Here is a 21,184-nt window from a genome sequence, read left to right on the forward strand (position 1 = left end):
CGCTGGGTTGGCGTGAACGAGCGATACGGCGAGGTAACTGAATACTGGACTGGTTTGGAGCCGGCGGTGTGGGCACGAGGCCTTTCCCCTCGAAGCCTTTGGCGTAGGGGCGCGTATTTGACCGAGTCGGTCAAGCCCCAAGCTTGCCCCTGAACATTCGGGCTGCGAGGCAACGTACGGGAACTGTAGACAACAAAAAACCCGCACAGGGCGGGTTTTTCGGGGTGTTTCGGGTCTTGCTGATACCATCTTAAAACTACAGATGGTGCCTCGAGGGAGAATCGAACTCCCACTCTGTCACCAGAAACGGATTTTGAATCCGCCGCGTCTACCAATTCCGCCATCGAGGCTTTGCGCTTCAAGCAAGCCGGCGCGGAGTATACGAATCGGATGCGGGCGAGGTCAATGGTTTGATACCAGTATTTCCGCTAATATACGCGGCCTTTTCATCCCCACCGGATCGACCTCAGCATGCGTGTCAGCGATTTTCAATTTGATCTCCCGGATGACCTGATTGCTCATCATCCGTTGGCCGAGCGGCGGGGCAGTCGCCTGTTGTGTCTGGACGGCCCGTCCGGCGAGCTGGAGCACAGGCAGTTTGTTGATCTGCTTGAGTTTCTACGTCCTGGAGATCTGATGGTGTTCAACAACACCCGGGTTATTCCGGCGCGGCTGTTTGGCCGCAAGGAAACTGGCGGTCAGCTGGAAATCCTCATCGAGCGCGTACTCGATTCGTATCGCGTGCTGGCCCATGTGCGTTCCAGTAAGTCGCCGAAACCCGGCAGCAGGATTGTGTTGGATGGTGATGCCCAGGCTGAAATGCTCGGCCGGCATGACGCCTTGTTCGAGCTGGCATTCAATGAGCCGGTGCTGCCACTGCTGAACCGCGTTGGACACATGCCCCTGCCGCCCTATATCGACCGTCCGGATGAAACCGCGGACCGTGAACGCTACCAGACTGTCTATGCGCAGCGTGAGGGGGCGGTCGCGGCACCCACCGCGGGTCTGCATTTCGACAACCAGCTGCTTGAGGCCATTGCCGAGAAGGGCGTGGAAACAGCGCAGGTGACACTCCACGTCGGGGCGGGCACCTTTCAGCCAGTTCGGGTAGAGCGCATCGAAGAGCATCACATGCACAGTGAGTGGCTGGAGGTCAGCCAGGCAGTGGTTGACGCCGTCAATGCCTGCAGGGCGCGCGGTGGACGTGTCGTCGCAGTGGGTACAACCAGCGTGCGATCTCTGGAAACCGCCGCGCAGGACGGCGAGCTGAAGCCTTTCAGCGGCGATACCGATATTTTCATCTACCCCGGCAAACCCTTTCATGTGGTTGATGCGCTGGTAACCAATTTTCACTTGCCGGAGTCAACGCTGCTGATGCTGGTCTCGGCATTTGCCGGTTATACGCAGACCATGGCGGCTTATCGCGCCGCTGTCTCCGAGCGCTACCGTTTCTTCAGTTACGGTGATGCCATGTTCATCACCCGCAACCCGGCCGCAACCGGACCCGAGGATATTCAATGAGTCATATGCAGTTCGAATTGTTGGCCACCGATGGCAAGGCCCGTCGTGGCCGGCTGACTTTTCCGCGGGGTGTGGTGGAAACGCCAGCTTTCATGCCCGTAGGTACATACGGTACGGTGAAAGGCATGTTGCCGCGCGACGTTGAAGCGATTGGCGCGCATATCATCCTTGGCAATACATTCCACCTCTGGTTACGACCCGGTACCGAGGTGATCAAGAAGCACGGCGACCTGCATGATTTCATGCAATGGAAGGGGCCGATCCTTACCGACTCGGGTGGATTTCAGGTGTTCAGCCTGGGCGCGATGCGCAAGATCAAGGAAGAGGGCGTGTATTTCTCCTCACCCGTTGATGGTGCCAAGGTGTTCATGGGGCCTGAGGAGTCAATGCAGGTCCAGCGGGATCTGGGCTCCGATATTGTCATGATCTTTGATGAGTGCACGCCTTACCCTGCCGAGGAAGACGTAGCGCGCCGTTCGATGGAGTTGTCATTGCGCTGGGCCAAGCGTTCAAAGGCTGCCCATGAAGGTAACCCGTCGGCGCTGTTCGGGATCGTACAGGGCGGTATGCACGAAGATCTTCGCATGCGTTCGCTGGATGGGCTGGAGCAGATCGGTTTCGACGGACTGGCGATTGGCGGGCTGTCGGTAGGCGAGCCCAAGTCTGAAATGATACGGGTGCTGGATTTCCTGCCGCCGAGAATGCCTGCGGACAAGCCGCGCTATCTGATGGGCGTAGGCAAGCCGGAGGACCTGGTTGAAGGTGTGCGTCGCGGGGTCGATATGTTCGATTGTGTGATGCCAACCCGCAACGCGCGTAATGGTCATCTGTTCACCGATAGCGGCGTGATCAAGATCCGCAATGCGGTGCATCGTCATGACGATTCGCCACTTGATCCGGGTTGTGATTGTTACACCTGCCAGAACTTTACCCGGGCCTATCTGCACCATCTCGACAAGTGCGGCGAAATGCTTGGCAGCATGCTCAATACCATCCATAACCTGCGGCACTATCAACGTGTTATGGCCGGTTTGCGCGGTGCCATTCAACAGGGTACATTGTCCCGCTTTGTAGATGATTTCTACGCTCGGCTCGGCCTGCCGGTACCTCCTCTTGAGGCTTGAAAAGCGCCAGGGAGGCCCCATTATTCTTTTCTTGCGCGTTCATAACAGGAGCTACACATGAGTTTTTTCATTCCCGCCGCCATGGCCCAGACCGCTGACGGAGCTGCGCCTATGGGCGGCGGTTTCGAGTGGGTTTTCCTGCTCGGCTTTCTGGTCATTTTCTATCTGATGATCTGGCGCCCCCAGGCCAAACGTGCCAAAGAACACAAGAATCTGATCGGCGGCCTCAGCGTCGGCGATGAAGTGGTTACCGGTGGTGGCATCCTGGGCAAGGTTCGCAAAGTCACCGACGAGTTCATCGTGCTTGAAGTGGGCGATGGCCATGAATTGAAATTCCAGAAGGGCGCTGTAGTCGCTGCATTGCCGAAGGGCACGCTGAAAGCCATCTGATTCGTCAATAATCATCTTTCCGGGCGCCTCAATTGGCGCCCGGATCGTTAGCGGGCCCTCACATGCTCAATCGTTACCCTCTCTGGAAATACCTGCTGATCCTCGTGGTCCTCGGGCTCGGGGCAATTTACGCCTTGCCCAACCTCTATCCGGATGATCCGGCCATACAGATTTCCGGCGCAAGCTCTACCCAGACTATCAACGAGAACGACCTCTCGCGCATCGAATCGGCGCTGGAGCAGGCCGGAATCGCGACTAAGGGCGTCGAGGTTGCAGACAACGACAGTTCCGGCCTGGTTCGTCTGGTTAATCGCGGTCAGCAATTGCCGGCGCAGGACGTGGTCAAGCGCACTCTGGGTGGCGACTACATTGTGGCGCAGAACCTGGCGCCAACCACTCCCGAGTGGTTGATGAATATCGGTGCTGGCCCTATGACTCTCGGCCTGGATCTGTCTGGCGGGGTGCATTTCCTTCTGGAAGTCGACATGGAAAAGGCGATTGAAAACCGCCTGAATGTCTACGAAAGCGAAGTGCGCAGCTTGCTCCGCGGTGAGCGCGTGCGTTATCGCAGCCTGCCGAATCAGGGCAATATGTTGCAGTTCGGCTTCAACGATGACGAGGAGCTTGACCAGGCGCGCCGGATCGTCTCCCGGCAATTCACCCAGTTTCAGATCACCACCGGCACGCGTCAGAATCTTCAGGTGCTGCAGCTGACCCTGACCGATGCAGAGCTGTCGGAGATTCGGGATTACGCTGTCAGCCAGAACCTGACCACCGTGCGCAACCGGGTCAACGAGCTGGGTGTCGCCGAGCCGCTGGTTCAGCGCCAGGGCGCCAATCGCATCGTGGTTGAGCTGCCTGGTGTGCAGGATACGGCCGAAGCCAAGCGGATTCTCGGCAAGACGGCGAACCTGGAATTCCGTCTGGCTGCCGAGCCGAATGCGCCGCGCGCCACGGTGGAAAGCTTCGAGTTCCGGCAGGAGGGACGGCCACCGGCGGATATCGAACGCAGTATTATTCTCACCGGTGATCAGGTCACGGACGCCCAATCGAATTTCGACGAGAACGGCCGGCCGCAGGTGAATATCCGCCTGGATGGCCATGGCGGCGAGCTGATGACCCGTGCCACGCGCAATAATATCGGTCGCGGTATGGCGGTGCTCTTTATCGAGCAGCGCCAGATCAGCCGCGAGGTCCAGCAGGAAGTCGACGGCGAAATGCAGACTGCCGAGGTTCCGGCTTTCGTTGAAGAAAAGTCCATTATCAGTCTGGCGACCATCCAGAGCACGCTCGGTAACCAGTTCCGCATTACCGGTCTGGATTCCCCGGCTGAGGCCTCCGAGCTGGCGTTGCTGCTACGCGCTGGTGGTCTGGCGGCACCGATGCATTTTGTCGAAGAGCGGACCATCGGCCCGAGCCTGGGTGCAGAAAACATCGCCAAGGGCATTTCGGCCACTCAGGTCGGCTTTGTTCTGGTGCTGATTTTCATCCTGGTGTTGTACAAGGCGTTTGGCCTGGTCGCTGGCGTTGCGCTGACGTTCAACCTGGTGCTGTTGCTGGCGCTGATGTCCATGTTGGGCGCTACGCTAACGCTGCCGGGTATTGCAGGTATCGTACTGACGCTGGGCATGGCGGTGGATGCCAACGTACTCATCTTCTCCCGTATAAAGGAGGAGATTGCCGCGGGCATGACTCCGCAGCGCGCATTGCATGAAGGTTATGACAAGGCGTTCTCGGCGATCATTGACGGTAACCTGACTACTTTGCTGGTGGGTGTGATCCTGTTTGCCATGGGTTCTGGCCCCATCAAGGGCTTCGCGGTTACGTTGTCGCTCGGGATCCTGACCTCGATGTTCAGCGCCATCATGGTGACACGTGCCATGATCAACTTGTCCGTCGGTGGACGTGACATCAAGAAGCTGTGGCTGTGAGGGCTCATCATGCTGACTAAAAACACCATCAAATTCATGAGCCTGCGCAAGTTCTTCTTTGCGGTCGCAGTGGTCCTGATGATCGGTTCCATTGCCAGTCTGGCTATCAAACAGCTCAATCTGGGTCTGGACTTTACCGGTGGCGCGCTGATCGAGCTCAATTACGCTGAGCCGGCTGATCTGGAGTCGATCCGTGGAACGCTTGCCGACGCGGGTTGGGACGGTGCGGTCGTGCAGAACTTCGGCTCCTCCCGCGACGTTCTGATTCGACTGGCCAGTGAAAACCCTGACCTGGGTGCAGAAATCGCGCGGCTGATTCAGACTGAAGAGGGCGGCGACGTTACGATAAAGCGCGTCGAGTTTATTGGCCCACAGGTGGGGGAAGAGCTGCGCGACAAGGGCGGCCTGGGCATGCTGCTGGCCATGGGTGGCATCCTGCTGTACGTGTCCCTGCGCTTCCAGATGAAATTCGCGGTTTCCGCGATTGTGGCGCTGGTGCACGATGTCATCTTTACGCTTGGGGTGTTCTCGTTCTTCGGTCTGTCCTTCGATCTGACCGTCCTCGCTGCGCTGCTGGCGGTGATCGGTTATTCGTTGAACGACACCATCGTGGTATTCGACCGGGTGCGGGAAAACCTGCGATTGATGCGCAAGACGGAGCTGGAAGAGGTTATCGACATCTCCACCACCCAGACGCTGGCGCGGACCTTGGCGACGTCGGCTTCGACTTTGCTGGTGCTGTTCGCTCTGTACTTTTTCGGCGGTGAGAATATTCAGGGCTTCGCGTTGGCGTTGATAGTCGGGGTGGGTATCGGTACCTACTCCTCGATCTATGTGTCAAACGGTCTGCTGATGACGATGAACCTGACCCGCGAGGATCTGATCCCGCCGCAGCTGGAGGAGGCAGCGGTGGATGATCGTCCGTGAACCGGCGTTGAGGCGACATTAAAAAACCCGGCTCTGCGAAGAGCCGGGTTTTTTGTGTGGCGTTACCGCTGCCAGAGCAAAATCAGCGTTTCATTGCCGGTGTCAGGTGCGGCTGGATAGCAGTGAGCACCGCCTTGAAACACTTGGGGTTGCCGGCCACGACATGGCCTTTCTCGAGGAACAGGTGGTTGCCGGTGAAGTCGCTGACCAGACCGCCGGCTTCCTGAATAAGCAGACTGCCTGCAGCCATGTCCCATTCAGCCAGACCGAACTCCCAGAACGCGTCGTAGCGCCCCGCGGCGACGTACGCCAGATCCAGGCTGGCAGCGCCGGCACGGCGGATGCCGGAAGTTTGTCCCACCAGGCTACGGAACATGCCGAGATAATTGTCCAGTGCGTCGAGCTGGTTTTCCTTGAATGGAAACCCTGTTCCAAGCAAGGCGCCTTCCAGGCTCTTGCGTGCGCTGACGCGCAGGCGTTTGCCATTCAATGCGGCGCCACGACCGCGACTGGCGGTGAACTCTTCCTGACGGACGGGATCCAGTACGACCGCGTGTTCAATGCGACCTTTGATACGGCAGGCGATGCTGACGGCGAAGTGAGGCACGCCGCGTACAAAGTTGGTGGTGCCGTCCAGAGGGTCGATGATCCAGACCACATCGGCGCCTTCACCGCTGCCAGGCTGAAAGCCGGACTCTTCGGCATGGATGCCATGGTCCGGATAGGCTTTGCGCAAATGGTAGATGATGGTCTGTTCTGCAGCTCGATCGACTTCGGTGACGTAGTCATGCGCCTCTTTTTCGTTGACGGTCAGAACATCAAGACGTTCTATGGAGCGGTAGATCTGTTCTCCAGCGCTGCGCGCGGCGCGCAGGGCGATGTTCAACATGGGCTGCATACGTGTATCTCTTCAGAAGGAGCTGGAAAAGCGGCGAATTGTAGCAGATTTGTTGGCGTTTAGTCGCCGCTGCGACAAACGCAACAGTCTTGATGCGAATGAACAGCGTAGTCATGGCGTTCAGGCTTTTGTACCATGCACGCCTTATTTTCCTCAGAGCATTCCGGGAGTGTCCAGTGTTCGACAGAGTTCGCGTGGTCTTGGTCAATACCAGCCATCCCGGCAATATCGGGGGTGCAGCGCGGGCCATGAAGAATATGGGATTGACCCGTCTGGTGCTGGTGGATCCGGAGCGCTATCCCGATCCGAACGCGCAGGCCAGAGCATCCGGTGCCGACGATGTACTAGCCGGCGCACAGGTCGTCGCCACGCTGGAAGAGGCTATTGCCGACTGCACGCTGGTGATGGGCACCAGTGCCCGCGATCGACGGATCCCCTGGCCAGTGGTTGATCCCCGCGAGGCGGCTAGCAAGGTACTGGATCAGCTCGAGGAGCTGGACAGCGCCGAGATCGCCCTGGTGTTCGGTCGCGAGGACTCGGGGCTGACCAGTGAGGAACTGCAGCGCTGTCAATTCCACGTACATATCCCGTCGAACCCTGAGTTCAGCTCGCTGAATCTGGGCGCGGCTGTGCAGGTGCTGGCCTATGAGCTGCGCATGGCCTACCTGCAACGCCAGGGTCAGCCGACCAAAATGCACAAGCTGGAAACCACCAACCGCCAGAACGAGATCCCGGCCACGGCTGAGGATCTGGAGCGTTATTTCACGCACCTGGAGCAGGTGTTGATGGAGATCGGATTCCTCGATCCGGCAAAGCCGCGCCAGTTGATGCCGCGTCTGCGCCGCTTGTACGGCCGGGTGCAAATAAACCAGGTGGAAATGAATATATTGCGCGGTATCCTGACCGAAACCCAGAAAGCCATCGGCGTACAGGCGTCCGGTGAGCGGAGACGTTAAGCCAATGTTCAAGCGCATGAAGGAAGACATCGCCAGCGTGTTTCACCGGGACCCGGCGGCCCGTAATACGCTCGAGGTGCTGTTCTGCTATCCAGGGCTGCACGCCATTTGGCTGCATCGGCTGGCGAATGCTCTGTGGGTTCGAGACGCTCGGCTGCTCGCGCGAATGGTTTCCAATTTCGCACGCTGGGCGACGGGTATCGAAATTCATCCCGGCGCGAGGCTCGGCAGGCGATTCTTCATCGATCACGGCATGGGCGTAGTGATTGGGGAGACAGCCGAAATCGGCGATGACGTTACGCTTTACCAGGGTGTCACGCTGGGCGGAACCAGCTGGAACAAGGGCAAGCGCCACCCGACGCTGGAAGACGGTGTGGTGGTTGGCGCGGGGGCCAAAGTGCTTGGTCCCTTTACGGTAGGCGCGGGTGCGAAGATCGGTTCCAACGCCGTGGTCACCAAGGCAGTGCCTGCCGGCGCTACTGCTGTCGGTATCCCTGGACGCATCATTCTCAAGGAGCCCGCCGCTGCGGCCGACGCCAAGACTGCCAAGCGTCAGGCAATGGCTGAAAAACTCGGCTTCGACGCCTATGGTGTGACCAACGATATGCCGGACCCGGTTGCCAAGGCGATCGGCCAGATGCTCGACCATCTGCATGCTGTCGATGGCCGGCTCGAAGGAATGTGCGACGCGCTCAAGGAGTTGGGCAGTGATTACTGCGCCAAGGATCTGCCGACACTGAATGATGAGGATTTCGAGGCGCTCAAGGATGAAGCCTCAACCGAAGATGAAGCCGTTGCAGCCGAGTCGGCTCCGCAACAGGCGCAGCGCTGAGGGTTCCATGAAACTTCCGATTTATCTTGATTACGCAGCGACTACTCCGGTCGATCCGCGCGTTGCGGAAAAGATGATGGGATGTCTCACCATGGACGGCAATTTCGCCAACCCGGCATCGCGCTCGCATATCTATGGCTGGCAGGCCGAGGAAGCGGTTGAGCTGGGGCGTCGACAGGTAGCTGATCTGGTGGGTGCCGACCCGCGCGAGATTGTCTGGACTTCCGGCGCCACTGAATCCAATAACCTGGCGATCAAGGGCGTGGCGCGCGCCTTGCGTGATCGCGGCAGCCACATTGTGACGTCGCGCATCGAGCACAAGGCGGTGCTCGATAGCTGCAAGCAGCTTGAGCGCGAAGGCTTTGACGTCAGTTATCTTGAGCCTGGTGCTGAGGGTGTCATCCCGGTCGAGACGCTCGAGGAAGCGATTCGCAGCGACACCGTGCTGATCACTTTGATGCATGTAAACAACGAAATCGGTACGATCAACGATCTTGCGGCGCTGGGAGCCGTTGCGCGCGAGCGTGGTGTGCTGTTTCACGTGGATGCGGCGCAGTCCACCGGCAAACTGCCCATAGATCTCAAGACGCTGCCAGTCGACCTGATGTCATTCAGCGCGCACAAGACGTACGGCCCCAAGGGTGTCGGTGCATTATTTGTGCGTCGCTCGCTCGATGTGCGTCCTGATGCGATCATTCATGGCGGTGGTCATGAGCGTGGCATGCGCTCCGGGACGCTGCCGACGCACCAGATAGTCGGAATGGGCGAGGCTTTCGCCATCGCCGGCGCGGAAATGAAAACTGAGCGCGAGCGTATCAGCAGCTTGCGCGATAGCCTGATGCAAGGGCTGAGCGGATTATCCGGCGTGCATCTCAATGGCAGTGCTGAGCAGCGTATCCCGCACAATCTCAATCTCGCTTTCGAGGCCGTGGACGGCGAGCTTTTGCTGCTTTCTTTACGCGACCTGGCGCTGTCCACTGGTTCTGCCTGCACCTCGGCCACGGTGGAGCCTTCCTACGTGCTGCGCGGTATCGGTTTGCCTGACGCGTTGGCGCACAGCTCCATTCGCTTGTCGCTGGGTCGCTTCACCAGCGCCGAGGATGTTCAGCGCGCAGCGACAGTGCTGTGTGAAGTGGTCGGGCGCCTGCGCCAGGCTGGCTAGTCTGGCTCAGGCTTTTGTTTCCGGATAAGACCGGCGCCGCTGCTGTTACGTATTTCCATGCAACCTGCGTATAATCCGCGGGTTAACAAATCCTTGTAATCCACTATCCTCAACTTATCTATCTGGAGAGTTTCATGGCCGTTGAACGCACCCTGTCCATTATCAAGCCCGATGCCGTTGCCAAGAATGTCGTTGGTCAGATCCTTAGCCGCTTCGAGCAGGCCAATCTGAGCATTGTTGCTGCAAAAATGGTACAGCTGTCACAGGCCGACGCTGAAGGCTTTTATGCCGAGCACAAAGAGCGTCCCTTCTTCAAGGATCTGGTTGGCTTCATGACTTCCGGTCCGGTTGTTGTCCAGGTGCTGGAAGGCGAAGGCGCAGTCCTGAAGAACCGTGAGCTGATGGGCGCTACCAATCCGAAGGAAGCCGATGCCGGCACTATCCGTGCTGACTTCGCTGAATCCATCGACGCAAACGCTGTACACGGGTCTGATTCCACTACCTCCGCGGCACGTGAAATCGGCTACTTCTTTGCTGAAACCGAGCTGTGCTCACGCACTCGCTGATCAGCAATTATCCATACCAAAGTGATGTGAACGCCATGACTGATGCAAACGGCAAAATCAATCTGCTGGGTCTGACCCAGCCGAAAATGGAAGCCTTCTTCGAGCAGCTCGGGGAAAAGCGTTTTCGTGCCGGTCAAATCATGAAGTGGATCCATCACTGCGGTGTGGACAGCTTTGATGATATGACCAATATCAGCAAGGCCCTGCGCGAAAAGCTCAGGGCTGTTGCTGAAATTCGCGGCCCGGAAGTGGTCAGCGAAGATATTTCCAAGGATGGCACGCGCAAGTGGGTGGTGCGCGTGGCGTCTGGTAGCTGTGTTGAAACTGTCTATATTCCGCAGAACGGGCGGGGCACTCTGTGCGTTTCGTCCCAGGCTGGCTGTGCGCTGGACTGCAGTTTCTGCTCGACAGGCAAGCAGGGTTTCAACAGCGACCTGAGCGTGGCCGAAATCATTGGCCAGGTGTGGGTGGCGAACAAGTCTTTCGGTAGCGTTCCGGCCACGGCGGACCGGGCCATTACCAACGTCGTGATGATGGGCATGGGTGAGCCTTTGCTTAACTTCGACAACGTTGTGGATGCCATGACGCTGATGATGGATGACCTGGGCTACGGTATATCCAAGCGCAAGGTGACCCTGTCCACTTCGGGTGTGGTGCCGATGATCGACAAGCTGGCGACGGTGACCGATGTGGCACTGGCATTGTCGTTGCACGCCCCGAATGACGAGCTGCGCAATCAACTGGTGCCTCTGAACAAGAAGTACCCCCTGAAAATGCTGCTCGAAGCGTGCAACAACTATATGAGTCGGCTCGGCGAAAAACGCGTGCTGACGGTTGAGTACACGCTGCTCAAGGATGTGAACGACCAGCCTGAGCATGCTGAGCAGATGATCGAGTTGCTGCGGAACACGCCGTGCAAGATCAACCTGATCCCGTTTAACCCGTTTCCGCATTCCGGTTACGAGCGCCCAAGCAACAACGTGATTCGCAGGTTTCAGGATATTCTGCACAAAGCGGGTCATAACGTGACGGTGCGCATAACACGGGGCGAAGATATCGATGCAGCCTGCGGTCAGTTGGTCGGCCAGGTGGCCGACAAGACGCGCCGCAGTGCGCGCTATATTGCGGTTCGACAGCTCGCAGCTGATGAGCAGGCAGAGCTGCAGCAATCAGCCGTTGGCCGCTGATAGCCTACCACCGGCAAGGTAATTCTATGATCAAGCCTGTAGTCGCAATATGGATATTGAGTCTGGCGTTGAGTGGCTGTGTAACGACTGGGGATCAGTCGCGCAAGCCGTCCGATCCGAAAGCGGCGCGCGACGCCTATATTCAGCTCGGCCTGGGATATATGCAGCAGGGCGAAACCGACAGGGCCAAGGCGCCTTTGAGCGAAGCGCTGAAACTGGATCCGAATTCGGCTTCGGCCCATACCGCGCTGGCGCTGGTTTATCAGCAGGAGGGCGAATATCCTTCGGCGGAGAAGCATTTCCGTTCAGCGCTGCGTATTGACGGTAACAATCCGCGCATTCTCAATAATTACGGTGCCTTTCTGCTGAGTCAGGAGCGGTATGAAGAGGCGCTTGAGCATTTCGAGAAAGCCTCCACCGATACGCTCTACAGCGAGCGCTCCAGAGTGTTCGAGAATCTGGGGATGACGCATCGGATGATGGGCAATACCGAGCAGGCAAAAGCCAGTTTCGAAAGGGCGTTACGGCTTAACAGTCGGCAGCCGCAGTCGATGCTGGAGTTGGCCAAGCTGGAATTTCAGGAGCAGAACTATGTTCCTGCCTGGGAGTATTACCGACGTTTCGAGCAGTTGTCGGGGCAGAACGCATCCAGCCTTTGGCTGGGCGTCCAGCTGGCACGCCGGTTCGGCGACCATAATCGTGCCGCGAGCTACGCCTTGCAGTTGCGTCGTTTGTATCCCTCAAGCGCAGAGGCCAGAGCGCTCAAGGAGTCTGAATCCTCATGAATTCCCGCGAGTTTGATACCACTGGTAGCCAGTATTCGCAGGGAGCCCTGGACGCCGGGGCTGTGTTGCGCGACGCACGGTTGCGTCATGGCTTGAGTGAAGACGAGGTGGCCAGCAGCCTGAGGCTGTCTCCGAAAATCCTCGAATATATCGAAACGGGACAGTTCGAGCGGTTACCGGGCGAGACGTTCGGGCGGGGTTATATCCGCGCTTACGCGCGTCTGATGAATCTCGACGCGGACCCGCTGGTGCTTGAATACGATCGGCAGATGGGCGTCAAGGAACGCGCACGCGCGGTGCATGGAATCGACAAGACTGATCGCTATACAGCGGGGCGCAGTAACAGAATGTGGCTGCGCCGCGGTGCGCTGATTATTTTCCTGCTGATAGCCGGTGCGGTCTTCCTGTGGTGGTATGAAAACCGCGAAGCTGAGCAGCCCGCTGTTTCGCAGCTGGACGAGCGTCTGTTTGAAGAAGTGCTGGTGGACTCGCTGCCATCACCGGTGCCGTTGCCAGGCGTACGGCATGCGGCAGGTCAGTATATTGCCTTGATCGAGCCTTCGACGCCCGGCTTGTTACAGGTCGCAGCGGTCGAGACGGACGCAGCCGGTAACGTCCAGCAGACGGCAGAGCCAGCGGCCGAGCGGACCGAATCGGCGGACGATTCCACGGCAAACGCTGAGCAGCCGATTGAGGCAGAGCAGACCGAAGCCGCCACGGACGCGCTGTCAGCAGGGCGGGCAACCAATGGACTGCACATGCGATTCAACGATACCTGCTGGGTACAGGTCAGTAGCGCGGATGGCAAGGCGCTGCATACCCAACTCATGCAGGCGGAGCAGTCGCTCGATATCGATCATGAAGGCCCGCTGCAGGTCGTCATCGGAGCTATCGAAGCCGTATCCGCCATCGAATACCAGGGCACCAGGCTGGATACCGCAGCGTACAAGCCAGCGGGTGTCGTCCGGCTCAAGCTGGGCCAGTAGGAGTTAAAAACATGCACCAGGAATCACCTATCAAACGCAGAGTCTCACGCCAGATTCGCGTGGGCTCGGTACTGGTTGGCGGTGATGCGCCTATATCAGTACAAAGCATGACCAACACCGAAACCTGTGACGTGGCCGCGACCGTCGACCAGATCCGCCGCCTTGAAGCGGTCGGCGCGGATATCGTCCGGGTTTCGGTGCCAAGCATGGAGGCGGCTGAGGCTTTCGGCCAGATTCGCAAACAGGTCTCGATTCCGCTGGTTGCCGATATCCACTTCGACTACAAGATTGCGTTGCGAGTGGCGGACCTGGGCGTGGACTGTCTGCGTATCAATCCGGGCAATATCGGGCGCGAAGACCGGGTTCGGGCGGTTGTCGATGCGGCGCGACATAACGGGATTCCTATCCGGATCGGTGTAAACGCCGGATCGCTGGAGAAGGATCTGCAGAAGAAATACGGCGAGCCTACCCCGGCGGCGCTGGTCGAATCCGCACTGCGCAATGTCGAGTTCCTCGACAAGCTGGATTTCCAGGAATTCAAGGTCAGCGTCAAGGCCTCGGATGTATTCATGGCGGTCGGTGCTTACCGTTTGCTCGCACAACAAATTGAGCAACCATTGCATCTGGGCATCACAGAAGCAGGTGGATTGCGCTCGGGTACGGTGAAGTCCGCTGTGGGCCTGGGAATGCTGCTCGCCGAGGGGATCGGCGACACCATTCGTATTTCGCTGGCGGCTGACCCGATTGAAGAGATCAAGGTCGGGTTCGATATCCTCAAGTCGCTGCGGTTGCGGTCCCGGGGCATCAATTTCATCGCATGCCCGAGTTGTTCGCGCCAGAACTTCGACGTGGTGAAGACCATGAACGAGCTGGAAGCGCGTCTCGATGATGTGCTGGTCCCGCTGGACGTCGCGGTTATCGGGTGCGTGGTCAATGGTCCGGGTGAAGCCCGCGAGGCCGATATCGGCCTGACCGGCGGCTCACCGAACAACCTGGTATACGTTGATGGCTCGCCGAGCGAGAAACTGGTCAATGAGGGCCTGGTTGACCGTCTGGAATCGCTGATTCGCGACAAGATTGCCGCCAAACAAGCACTGGATGCCAACACCATCATCCGCGGCTGATTAAGGAAATACGCTTTGAAGACCCTGCAAGCCGTGCGCGGCATGAACGATATCCTGCCCGCCGATAGCGCCCTGTGGCAATATTTTGAACGCACCGTGGCGGACCTGCTCGCAGGCTACGGTTACCAGCAGATCCGTCTGCCGATTGTGGAACCGACCGAGCTGTTCAAACGCTCCATCGGCGAAGTCACTGACATCGTCGAAAAGGAGATGTACACCTTCGCCGATCGTAACGGTGATTCCCTGACCCTGCGTCCCGAAGGGACTGCCGGTTGCGTTCGGGCAATGCTCGAGCATGGCTTGCTGGGTGGGGGCGTCAGTCACAAGGTGTGGTACACCGGCCCCATGTTTCGTCATGAGCGTCCGCAGAAAGGCCGCTATCGCCAGTTTCAGCAGATCGGGGTCGAGACTTTCAATCTCAGTGGCCCGGACATTGATGCTGAGCTGATTATTCTCAGCTGGCGCCTTTGGCAGAAGCTCGGTTTGGCGGAGGCGGTAACCCTTGAGCTGAACAGTCTCGGCAGTTCGGAAGATCGGGCCCGTTACCGTGAGGCGTTGGTCGAGTATCTAAAGGCCCGGTTCGAGCAGCTGGACGAGGACAGTCAGCGTCGGCTGGAAACCAATCCGCTACGGGTGCTCGATAGCAAAAACCCGGATACCCAGGCGCTGCTGGTCGATGCGCCGAAACTCGCCGATTATCTGAACGACGAAGCGCGGCAGCATTTCGAAGGGCTGCGGGCGTTGCTTGATAGCGCGGGTGTGCCCTACGTCATCAATCCGCGGCTGGTCCGCGGGCTGGATTATTATGGCCTCACCGTTTTTGAATGGGTGACCGACAAGCTCGGTGCTCAGGGCACAGTCTGTGCTGGCGGCCGGTATGACGGTCTGGTTGAACAGCTCGGCGGTAAACCCGCGCCGGCTGTGGGGTTTGCCATGGGTATGGAGCGGTTGTTGCTGTTGATCGAAACCTTGGGCAAGATCCCCGAGGAGCTGTCCCGTCAGGTCGACGTCTATATGGTCATGCTTGGCGCCTCCGCAGCAACGGCAGGCTTCCGACTCGCAGAACAACTACGGGATGCCTTGCCCGGTCTGCGGCTTGTAGTGCATTGTGGCGGCGGCAGTTTCAAGAGCCAGTTCAAAAAGGCGGATAAGTCGGGCGCACTGTATGCCCTTATCTTGGGTGAGGACGAAACCGCCGCGCAGCAGATCGGGCTCAAGCCATTGCGCGATCGCAGCGAGCAGGAAAATATTGCCTGGCAGGACCTGCCGGCACGACTTAAACAATTGTTGTGAGCAGTACGGCAGCGCAAATAATTCGGGAAGGAGCGTAGGGTGGCTTACCAGACAGAAGAAGAACAGGTAGAGAAAATCAAGGAATTGTGGCAACGGCATGGTATGCCGTTGCTCACCGGCGCGATGCTTGCCCTGGCGGGCGTATTCGGCTGGAACGCCTGGACTGATTATCGCGACACCCAGGCAGCCAATGCTTCGGCGTTATACCAGACGATGCTTGAGTCGGTATTGGGGCAGGAAGAGACCACTGTTGAGGGGCGTACCCGTGCAGCAGAACTGGCGCAGCAGTTGCGCGATGAGTATCCGGGCTCGCGTTATTCCCGCTACGCAGGATTGATGCAGGCGCGGCTTGCGGTTGAGGCAGGGGATTTCGCCACGGCTGAGCGTTTGCTGAACGAAGTCGTCGAAAATGCTGATGACGAAGCGCTGAAAGAAATCGCCAAACAACGTCTGGCGCGGGTGCTGGCCCAGCAGGAGCGGGCAGAGGAAGCGCTCGCGTTATTCGACTCGGAAGTGTCCGGGCCATTGCTGGCCGGACGCGAAGAAATACGCGGCGACTTGCTGCTGGGCCTTGGCCGTACCGAAGAAGCCCGTGAAGCTTATCAGTCCGCGCTCCGTGCAATACCTGATCGGCAGGCCCGCCCCCAGTTACAGCTGAAAATCGACGATCTGGCGGAGGAAGCCTAGTGAAGCAGATGTCCCGATACCTTGCCATTGGCGTGGCAGCCATCATGGTTGCCGGCTGCGGTAGTTCCGGCAAGAAAGAGCTGCCGCCGGCGGAGCTGGAAAAATTTACCGCCGAGGTTGAGCTGGAGCGGAGCTGGAAACGCAATATCGGCGTGGGTCAGGGTGATCTGTACAACAATCTCAAGCCGACGCTGGATGGCCTGGCACTGTATGCTGCCGACGCCAAGGGCCGTGTCATTGCCATGGACCGGGACGACGGCTCGGTACGCTGGCAGACCAAGCTGGATGAACGCACCTCTGGTGCGGTCGGCGCCGGTGGCGGTCGCGTATTCGTCGGTACGCTGGATGGCGAAGTGATCGTTCTCGATGAAGAGGATGGCAGTGAGTTGTGGCGTGCTGAAGTGAGCAGCGAAGTGCTCGCGCCGCCGCAAACCAATGGCGACGTGGTCGTGGTACAGACGCAGGATGACAACATTGTCGCGCTGGACATCTCTGATGGTGATCGCCGCTGGCTGTACGAATCGAGTCTGCCAGTCCTGACCGTGCGTGGGCATGCCACGCCAGTCGTCAGCTTGCAGCAGGTCTATGCGGGCCTCGCCAGCGGCAAGGTAGTGTCGCTGGCAGCCGAAAATGGCGTGCCGATCTGGGAGCAGCGTATAGCGCAGCCCCAGGGCCGTTCGGAACTGGAACGCATGGTCGATATAGACGGCGATCTGCTGCTGGATGACCGGACACTGTACGTTGCAGCGTTCCAGGGCAATCTGGCTGCGTTGAATGCTGAAACGGGCGAGCCGCTGTGGCAGCAGCCTGCTTCCAGCTACGGCGGCCCGGGTGTTGGCTTCGGCAGTGTCTATCTCAGTCACTCCGATGGAGCCGTCGAAGCATTTGATGCCAACCGTCCGCGTACGCTGTGGCGCAACGAGGATCTGCTGCGCCGGAAGCTGACTGCGCCGGTTGCTTTCAGTAGCTACGTGGCGGTCGCCGACTACGAAGGTTATGTGCACCTGCTGGCCCAGACGGATGGTCGGCTGGTCGGCCGGATACGCGTTGACCGCAAGGGCGTGCGGGTAGCACCTGTTGTTCAGGGCGACACGCTCTACGTTTATGGCAACAGCGGTGATCTGGTCGCGCTCAAACTGCGCTGATCACAAAAAAGGTTATACTTTCCCGGCCGTTGCCCATTAGGGGGCAGCGGCCGTTTTGTTTTTGTCGGCACGCCAGGCGTGCGCGGAGTAATCATGGTTCCTGTAATCGCTCTGGTGGGGCGTCCCAACGTCGGAAAATCCACCCTGTTCAACCGTCTGACCAAAAGCCGTGACGCTATCGTCGCTGATATGTCCGGGCTTACCCGCGATCGCCAGTATGGCGAAGCTGTCTGGCAGGGCAAGAAGTTCATCGTGGTGGATACTGGTGGTATCAGTGGCGACGAGCAGGGCATCGATACTGTCATGGCCGGGCAGTCATTGCTGGCTATTGAAGAAGCTGATGCAGTGCTGTTTCTGGTCGATGCGCAGGCTGGTCGTACCGCCGCTGACGAAATGATCGCAGAGCACCTGCGCAAGCGGGACAAGCACACCTTTCTGATCGCCAACAAGCTGGATGGCGCGCAACAGGACTCCATTGTCGGCGAGTTCTCCTCCCTGGGCCTGGGAGCGCCTATTGCGATCGCAGCCGCGCATAATCGCAACATCAACCCCATGCTGGAAGCCGTATTCGGTGATGAGGGCGTTATCGGTACCGAGCTTGATGAAAACGGCGAGCCGCTAACGCCGCGCGTAATCAAGCCGATAGGGACCAAGATTGCCATTATCGGGCGGCCTAACGTCGGCAAGTCGACGCTGGTCAATCGCATGCTGGGTGAGGACCGAGTGGTCGTATTCGACCAGGCAGGGACGACCCGCGACACTATCTATATCCCGTATCACCGGCACGACAAGCCATACACCCTGATTGATACAGCGGGGGTGCGACGTCGCGGCAAGGTGTTCGAGGCGGTCGAGAAGTTCTCGGTGATCAAGGCTTTGCAGGCCATTGAAGATGCCAACGTAGTGATCTTCGTGGTGGATGCGCGCGAAGGCATAGTCGATCAGGATCTGCATCTGCTCGGTTTCGTGCTTGAGGCGGGGCGTGCGCTGGTCGTTGCGGTCAACAAGTGGGACGGGATGGATGAAAGCGAGAAGGACTACGTCAAGATCGAGCTGCAGCGTCGGCTGATCTTCACTCAGTTTGCTGATCTGCACTTCATCTCGGCCTTGCATGGCAGCGGCGTGGGTCTGCTGTACAAGTCGGTGGACAAGGCCTACGAAAGCGCCATGACCAAGATCCCGACCAAGCGCATGACCGAAATCCTGGAAGCCGCTGTGGCAGAGCATCAGCCACCCTTGGTCAACGGTCGCCGGATCAAGCTGCGTTACGCGCACCTCGGTGGTTCGAATCCGCCGATCATCGTTGTTCATGGCAATCAGGTCGACGCTGTTCCGCGCTCCTACACCCGCTACCTGGAAAACACCTTCCGTAAAGTGCTGAAGCTTGCGGGCACGCCGATTCGGGTGGAATACAAAGGCGGCGATAATCCCTTCGCTGATCGCAAGAACGCACTGAGTGAGCGCCAGGTCAACAAGAAACGCCGTCTGATGAGTCACCACAAGAAAGCCGAGAAAAAGCGCAAGGACAAGCGCTAACGCGATGCGCAGGGTTTCCTGGGTTGTTGAGCGCCTGCTCAACGACGGGCCCTGTAGCAGCTGAAAGCTCGGCGTAGCGCAGGCGCGCTACATCCCCAGGGGTCGCAGCGTGGCACGTGGAGGCTTCCCCGGGGTTGTAGCGCCTGTTCATCGACGGGCCCTGTAGCAGCTGAAAGCTCGGCGTAGCGCAGGCGCGCTACACCCCCAGGAGCCGCTTGTGATGTGCGGGGTTGCCTGGGGTTGTTGAGCGCCTGCTCAACGACAGCTCCGCCGCAGCTGAGGAACCCGACCTAGCGCAGGTGTGCTTCAGGCCGCTTGCCTTGCCGCTTCGCCCAGTGCGCGGTTCAGTGCGCTAAGCAGCGCGCGGAAGCTTGCAGTGGTCAGGTTCTCGTCGATACCCACACCGTGCAGGGGTCGTCCGTTATCCAGACGTATTTCCACATAGGCTGCGGCCTTGGCGTTGGTGCCTGAACCGATGGCGTGCTCGTGGTAGTCCATGATCTTTACCTGATCAGGCAGGCCGGCCACCAAAGCTTCCAGAGGACCCTTGCCCAAGCCTCGCCAATGTTGGGTTTCCCCTTCGTTGAGTATTTCCACATCCACCGCGCTGGTGCCGTTCTCCTCCTGCAAGCGATGGCGGATCAGTGCGTAGGGCGTGCTGGCTTGCAGATATTCCTGATCAAGCAACTGGTAGATCTGGTCGGCGGTCATTTCCAGCCCGAGGCGATCGGTTTCACGCTGCACCACTTGACTGAACTCGATCTGCATGCGGCGGGGCAGGCTGATGCCATACTCCTGCTCGAGCAGATAGGTAATCCCGCCCTTGCCTGACTGGCTGTTGACCCGGATAACGGCTTCATAGCTGCGGCCGATGTCCGCCGGGTCGATGGGCAGATATGGGACCGACCAGATACCATCAGGATCCTGCTGGGCGAAGCCCTTGCGGATCGCGTCCTGATGCGATCCGGAAAACGCGGTATGCACCAGGTCACCCACATACGGATGGCGCGGATGCACCGGCAATTGATTGCACTCCTCGACTACCTTGCGCACTGCATCGATATCGGAGAAGTCCAGCCCCGGATGCACGCCCTGGGTATACATGTTCAGGGCGACGGTCACCAGATCCACGTTGCCGGTACGCTCGCCGTTGCCGAACAGGCAACCCTCAACCCGATCCGCCCCGGCCATCAGGCCAAGCTCGGTAGCGGCCACGCCCGTGCCGCGATCGTTATGCGTGTGCAAACTGATCAGTACGCTGTCACGCCGATTGATATGCCGCCCGAACCATTCGATCTGGTCAGCATAGATATTCGGTGTTGCAGCTTCGATGGTGGCCGGAAGGTTGAGGATCAGTTTGTTCTCAGGGGTGGGCTGGAATACATCAATCACAGCGTTGCATACCTCCACCGCAAAGTCGGTTTCGGTGGAACTGAACACTTCCGGTGAGTACTCGAAGCGCCAATCAGTCTCGGGGCGCTCCGCGGCTAGCCGGGTGATGATTTGCGCTGCGCTGACCGCAATATCCACTACGCCAGCCTTGTCCTGGTTGAAGACAATGCGGCGGAAGCTGGGCGCAGTGGCGTTGTAATAGTGAATAATCGCGCGCTTGGCGTTCTTGACCGAATCAAAGGTGCGCTCAATCAGGTCCTCGCGGGCCTGGGTCAATACCTGGATGGTCACGTCATCCGGAATATGGCCGCCTTCGATGAGCTCACGTACGAAGTCAAAATCAGTCTGTGAGGCAGACGGAAATCCGACCTCGATTTCTTTGATGCCCACCTGCACCAGCGTCTTGAAGAAGCGCATCTTCTTGTCGGCGTCCATCGGCTCGATAAGCGACTGGTTGCCGTCGCGTAAATCCGAGCTCAACCAGATAGGTGCTTCGGTAATGGTCCGCGATGGCCACTGGCGGTCCGGGATGTCCAGGGTTGGAAAGGCGCGGTAGCGGCTGGATGGGTTATCGATCATTGGCATCTTGTGAATCCTGTTCGGGTTTGGCCTTTTGGGCCTGAAAAATAAGAAGGCAGCGCTGGGTAAGTCTGTGTGTCAGGTACGCAGTCGTGCACTGACCAGACGAAGGCAGGCGTATTGGCGCAAAGTGAAGCGGATAGTTGATGTTTGCATGGATGAA

The 21,184-nt window shown here is 58.7% G+C and carries 19 protein-coding genes and 1 tRNA gene; 17 read left to right on the forward strand and 3 right to left on the reverse strand.

The features are described from left to right. Positions 1-263: 263 nt before the first annotated feature. Positions 264-350: transfer RNA gene (locus FZE95_RS03410), tRNA-Leu, on the reverse strand. 121 nt (positions 351-471) lie between these two features. Here FZE95_RS03410 and queA point away from each other — a divergent pair. From queA to secF, 5 genes are all read left to right on the forward strand, one after another. Next, entirely contained in the window at positions 472-1,521 is a 1,050-nt protein-coding gene (gene queA / locus FZE95_RS03415) for a tRNA preQ1(34) S-adenosylmethionine ribosyltransferase-isomerase QueA (RefSeq protein ID WP_150299436.1), read from the forward strand. Between the two features lie 5 nt (positions 1,522-1,526). Next, positions 1,527-2,645, forward strand: coding sequence for a tRNA guanosine(34) transglycosylase Tgt (gene tgt, locus FZE95_RS03420; RefSeq protein WP_150299737.1), 1,119 nt, complete (start codon positions 1,527-1,529; stop codon positions 2,643-2,645). A 57-nt stretch (positions 2,646-2,702) separates the two neighbouring features. Then, positions 2,703-3,035 carry a preprotein translocase subunit YajC gene (gene yajC, locus FZE95_RS03425; RefSeq protein ID WP_150299437.1) on the forward strand — a complete coding sequence of 111 codons (333 nt, stop codon included), beginning with the start codon at positions 2,703-2,705 and terminating at the stop codon, positions 3,033-3,035. A gap of 62 nt (positions 3,036-3,097) precedes the next feature. Continuing rightward, entirely contained in the window at positions 3,098-4,966 is a 1,869-nt protein-coding gene (secD, locus tag FZE95_RS03430) for a protein translocase subunit SecD (RefSeq protein ID WP_150299438.1), read from the forward strand. 9 nt (positions 4,967-4,975) lie between these two features. Next, entirely contained in the window at positions 4,976-5,893 is a 918-nt protein-coding gene (gene secF, locus FZE95_RS03435; protein ID WP_150299439.1) for a protein translocase subunit SecF, read from the forward strand. Between the two features lie 82 nt (positions 5,894-5,975). Here the strand turns inward: secF and suhB are convergent, their stop codons facing one another. Continuing rightward, entirely contained in the window at positions 5,976-6,791 is an 816-nt protein-coding gene (gene suhB, locus FZE95_RS03440; RefSeq protein ID WP_150299440.1) for a type III secretion system regulator SuhB, read from the reverse strand. Between the two features lie 176 nt (positions 6,792-6,967). Here suhB and trmJ point away from each other — a divergent pair, with 176 nt between their 5' ends. The 12 genes from trmJ (at position 6,968) to der (ending at position 19,050) form a co-directional block, all read left to right on the forward strand. Continuing rightward, positions 6,968-7,747, forward strand: coding sequence for a tRNA (cytosine(32)/uridine(32)-2'-O)-methyltransferase TrmJ (gene trmJ / locus FZE95_RS03445; protein ID WP_223824947.1), 780 nt, complete (start codon positions 6,968-6,970; stop codon positions 7,745-7,747). A 4-nt stretch (positions 7,748-7,751) separates the two neighbouring features. Further along, positions 7,752-8,579 (forward strand): serine O-acetyltransferase, encoded by an 828-nt coding sequence (cysE, locus tag FZE95_RS03450; RefSeq protein WP_150299441.1) that lies wholly within the window; start codon positions 7,752-7,754, stop codon positions 8,577-8,579. 7 nt (positions 8,580-8,586) lie between these two features. Continuing rightward, entirely contained in the window at positions 8,587-9,741 is a 1,155-nt protein-coding gene (locus FZE95_RS03455) for an IscS subfamily cysteine desulfurase (RefSeq protein ID WP_150299442.1), read from the forward strand. 134 nt (positions 9,742-9,875) lie between these two features. After that, complete coding sequence (gene ndk / locus FZE95_RS03460; protein ID WP_150299443.1) at positions 9,876-10,307, forward strand: nucleoside-diphosphate kinase; 432 nt, start codon at positions 9,876-9,878, stop codon at positions 10,305-10,307. 35 nt (positions 10,308-10,342) lie between these two features. Continuing rightward, on the forward strand, positions 10,343-11,494 hold the full coding sequence (gene rlmN / locus FZE95_RS03465) for a 23S rRNA (adenine(2503)-C(2))-methyltransferase RlmN (protein ID WP_150299444.1): 1,152 nt from the start codon (positions 10,343-10,345) through the stop codon (positions 11,492-11,494). 26 nt (positions 11,495-11,520) lie between these two features. Beyond that, positions 11,521-12,279: a type IV pilus biogenesis/stability protein PilW gene (pilW, locus tag FZE95_RS03470; RefSeq protein ID WP_150299445.1), complete on the forward strand. Its 759-nt coding sequence runs from the start codon at positions 11,521-11,523 to the stop codon at positions 12,277-12,279. Further along, positions 12,276-13,265: a RodZ domain-containing protein gene (locus FZE95_RS03475; RefSeq protein WP_150299446.1), complete on the forward strand. Its 990-nt coding sequence runs from the start codon at positions 12,276-12,278 to the stop codon at positions 13,263-13,265. Before pilW ends, FZE95_RS03475 begins: the two co-directional genes overlap by 4 nt. A gap of 11 nt (positions 13,266-13,276) precedes the next feature. Then, a complete protein-coding gene (gene ispG / locus FZE95_RS03480) occupies positions 13,277-14,389 on the forward strand; it encodes a flavodoxin-dependent (E)-4-hydroxy-3-methylbut-2-enyl-diphosphate synthase (protein ID WP_150299447.1) in 1,113 nt (370 codons plus the stop codon). A gap of 15 nt (positions 14,390-14,404) precedes the next feature. Next, positions 14,405-15,682: a histidine--tRNA ligase gene (hisS, locus tag FZE95_RS03485; RefSeq protein WP_263398678.1), complete on the forward strand. Its 1,278-nt coding sequence runs from the start codon at positions 14,405-14,407 to the stop codon at positions 15,680-15,682. 39 nt (positions 15,683-15,721) lie between these two features. Beyond that, positions 15,722-16,369: a YfgM family protein gene (locus tag FZE95_RS03490; protein WP_150299448.1), complete on the forward strand. Its 648-nt coding sequence runs from the start codon at positions 15,722-15,724 to the stop codon at positions 16,367-16,369. A gap of 8 nt (positions 16,370-16,377) precedes the next feature. Continuing rightward, positions 16,378-17,514, forward strand: coding sequence for an outer membrane protein assembly factor BamB (gene bamB / locus FZE95_RS03495; protein ID WP_150299449.1), 1,137 nt, complete (start codon positions 16,378-16,380; stop codon positions 17,512-17,514). A gap of 93 nt (positions 17,515-17,607) precedes the next feature. Further along, positions 17,608-19,050, forward strand: coding sequence for a ribosome biogenesis GTPase Der (gene der / locus FZE95_RS03500; RefSeq protein ID WP_150299450.1), 1,443 nt, complete (start codon positions 17,608-17,610; stop codon positions 19,048-19,050). A gap of 306 nt (positions 19,051-19,356) precedes the next feature. On the opposite strand, the gene leuA is transcribed toward der, so the two are convergent. After that, complete coding sequence (leuA, locus tag FZE95_RS03505; protein ID WP_150299451.1) at positions 19,357-21,027, reverse strand: 2-isopropylmalate synthase; 1,671 nt, start codon at positions 21,025-21,027, stop codon at positions 19,357-19,359. Positions 21,028-21,184: the final 157 nt, after the last annotated feature.

The organism is Pseudomonas profundi (genome assembly GCF_008638305.1).
GTDB lineage: Bacteria > Pseudomonadota > Gammaproteobacteria > Pseudomonadales > Pseudomonadaceae > Halopseudomonas > Halopseudomonas profundi.

Coding starts and splice junctions, on each gene's coding strand:
- queA (WP_150299436.1), top strand. CDS start 472: ATGCGTGTCAGCGATTTTCAATTTGATCTCCCGGATGACCTGATTGCT.
- tgt (WP_150299737.1), top strand. CDS start 1,527: ATGCAGTTCGAATTGTTGGCCACCGATGGCAAGGCCCGTCGTGGCCGG.
- yajC (WP_150299437.1), top strand. CDS start 2,703: ATGAGTTTTTTCATTCCCGCCGCCATGGCCCAGACCGCTGACGGAGCT.
- secD (WP_150299438.1), top strand. CDS start 3,098: ATGCTCAATCGTTACCCTCTCTGGAAATACCTGCTGATCCTCGTGGTC.
- secF (WP_150299439.1), top strand. CDS start 4,976: ATGCTGACTAAAAACACCATCAAATTCATGAGCCTGCGCAAGTTCTTC.
- suhB (WP_150299440.1), bottom strand. CDS start 6,791: ATGCAGCCCATGTTGAACATCGCCCTGCGCGCCGCGCGCAGCGCTGGA.
- cysE (WP_150299441.1), top strand. CDS start 7,752: ATGTTCAAGCGCATGAAGGAAGACATCGCCAGCGTGTTTCACCGGGAC.
- FZE95_RS03455 (WP_150299442.1), top strand. CDS start 8,587: ATGAAACTTCCGATTTATCTTGATTACGCAGCGACTACTCCGGTCGAT.
- ndk (WP_150299443.1), top strand. CDS start 9,876: ATGGCCGTTGAACGCACCCTGTCCATTATCAAGCCCGATGCCGTTGCC.
- rlmN (WP_150299444.1), top strand. CDS start 10,343: ATGACTGATGCAAACGGCAAAATCAATCTGCTGGGTCTGACCCAGCCG.
- pilW (WP_150299445.1), top strand. CDS start 11,521: ATGATCAAGCCTGTAGTCGCAATATGGATATTGAGTCTGGCGTTGAGT.
- FZE95_RS03475 (WP_150299446.1), top strand. CDS start 12,276: ATGAATTCCCGCGAGTTTGATACCACTGGTAGCCAGTATTCGCAGGGA.
- ispG (WP_150299447.1), top strand. CDS start 13,277: ATGCACCAGGAATCACCTATCAAACGCAGAGTCTCACGCCAGATTCGC.
- bamB (WP_150299449.1), top strand. CDS start 16,378: ATGTCCCGATACCTTGCCATTGGCGTGGCAGCCATCATGGTTGCCGGC.
- der (WP_150299450.1), top strand. CDS start 17,608: ATGGTTCCTGTAATCGCTCTGGTGGGGCGTCCCAACGTCGGAAAATCC.
- leuA (WP_150299451.1), bottom strand. CDS start 21,027: ATGCCAATGATCGATAACCCATCCAGCCGCTACCGCGCCTTTCCAACC.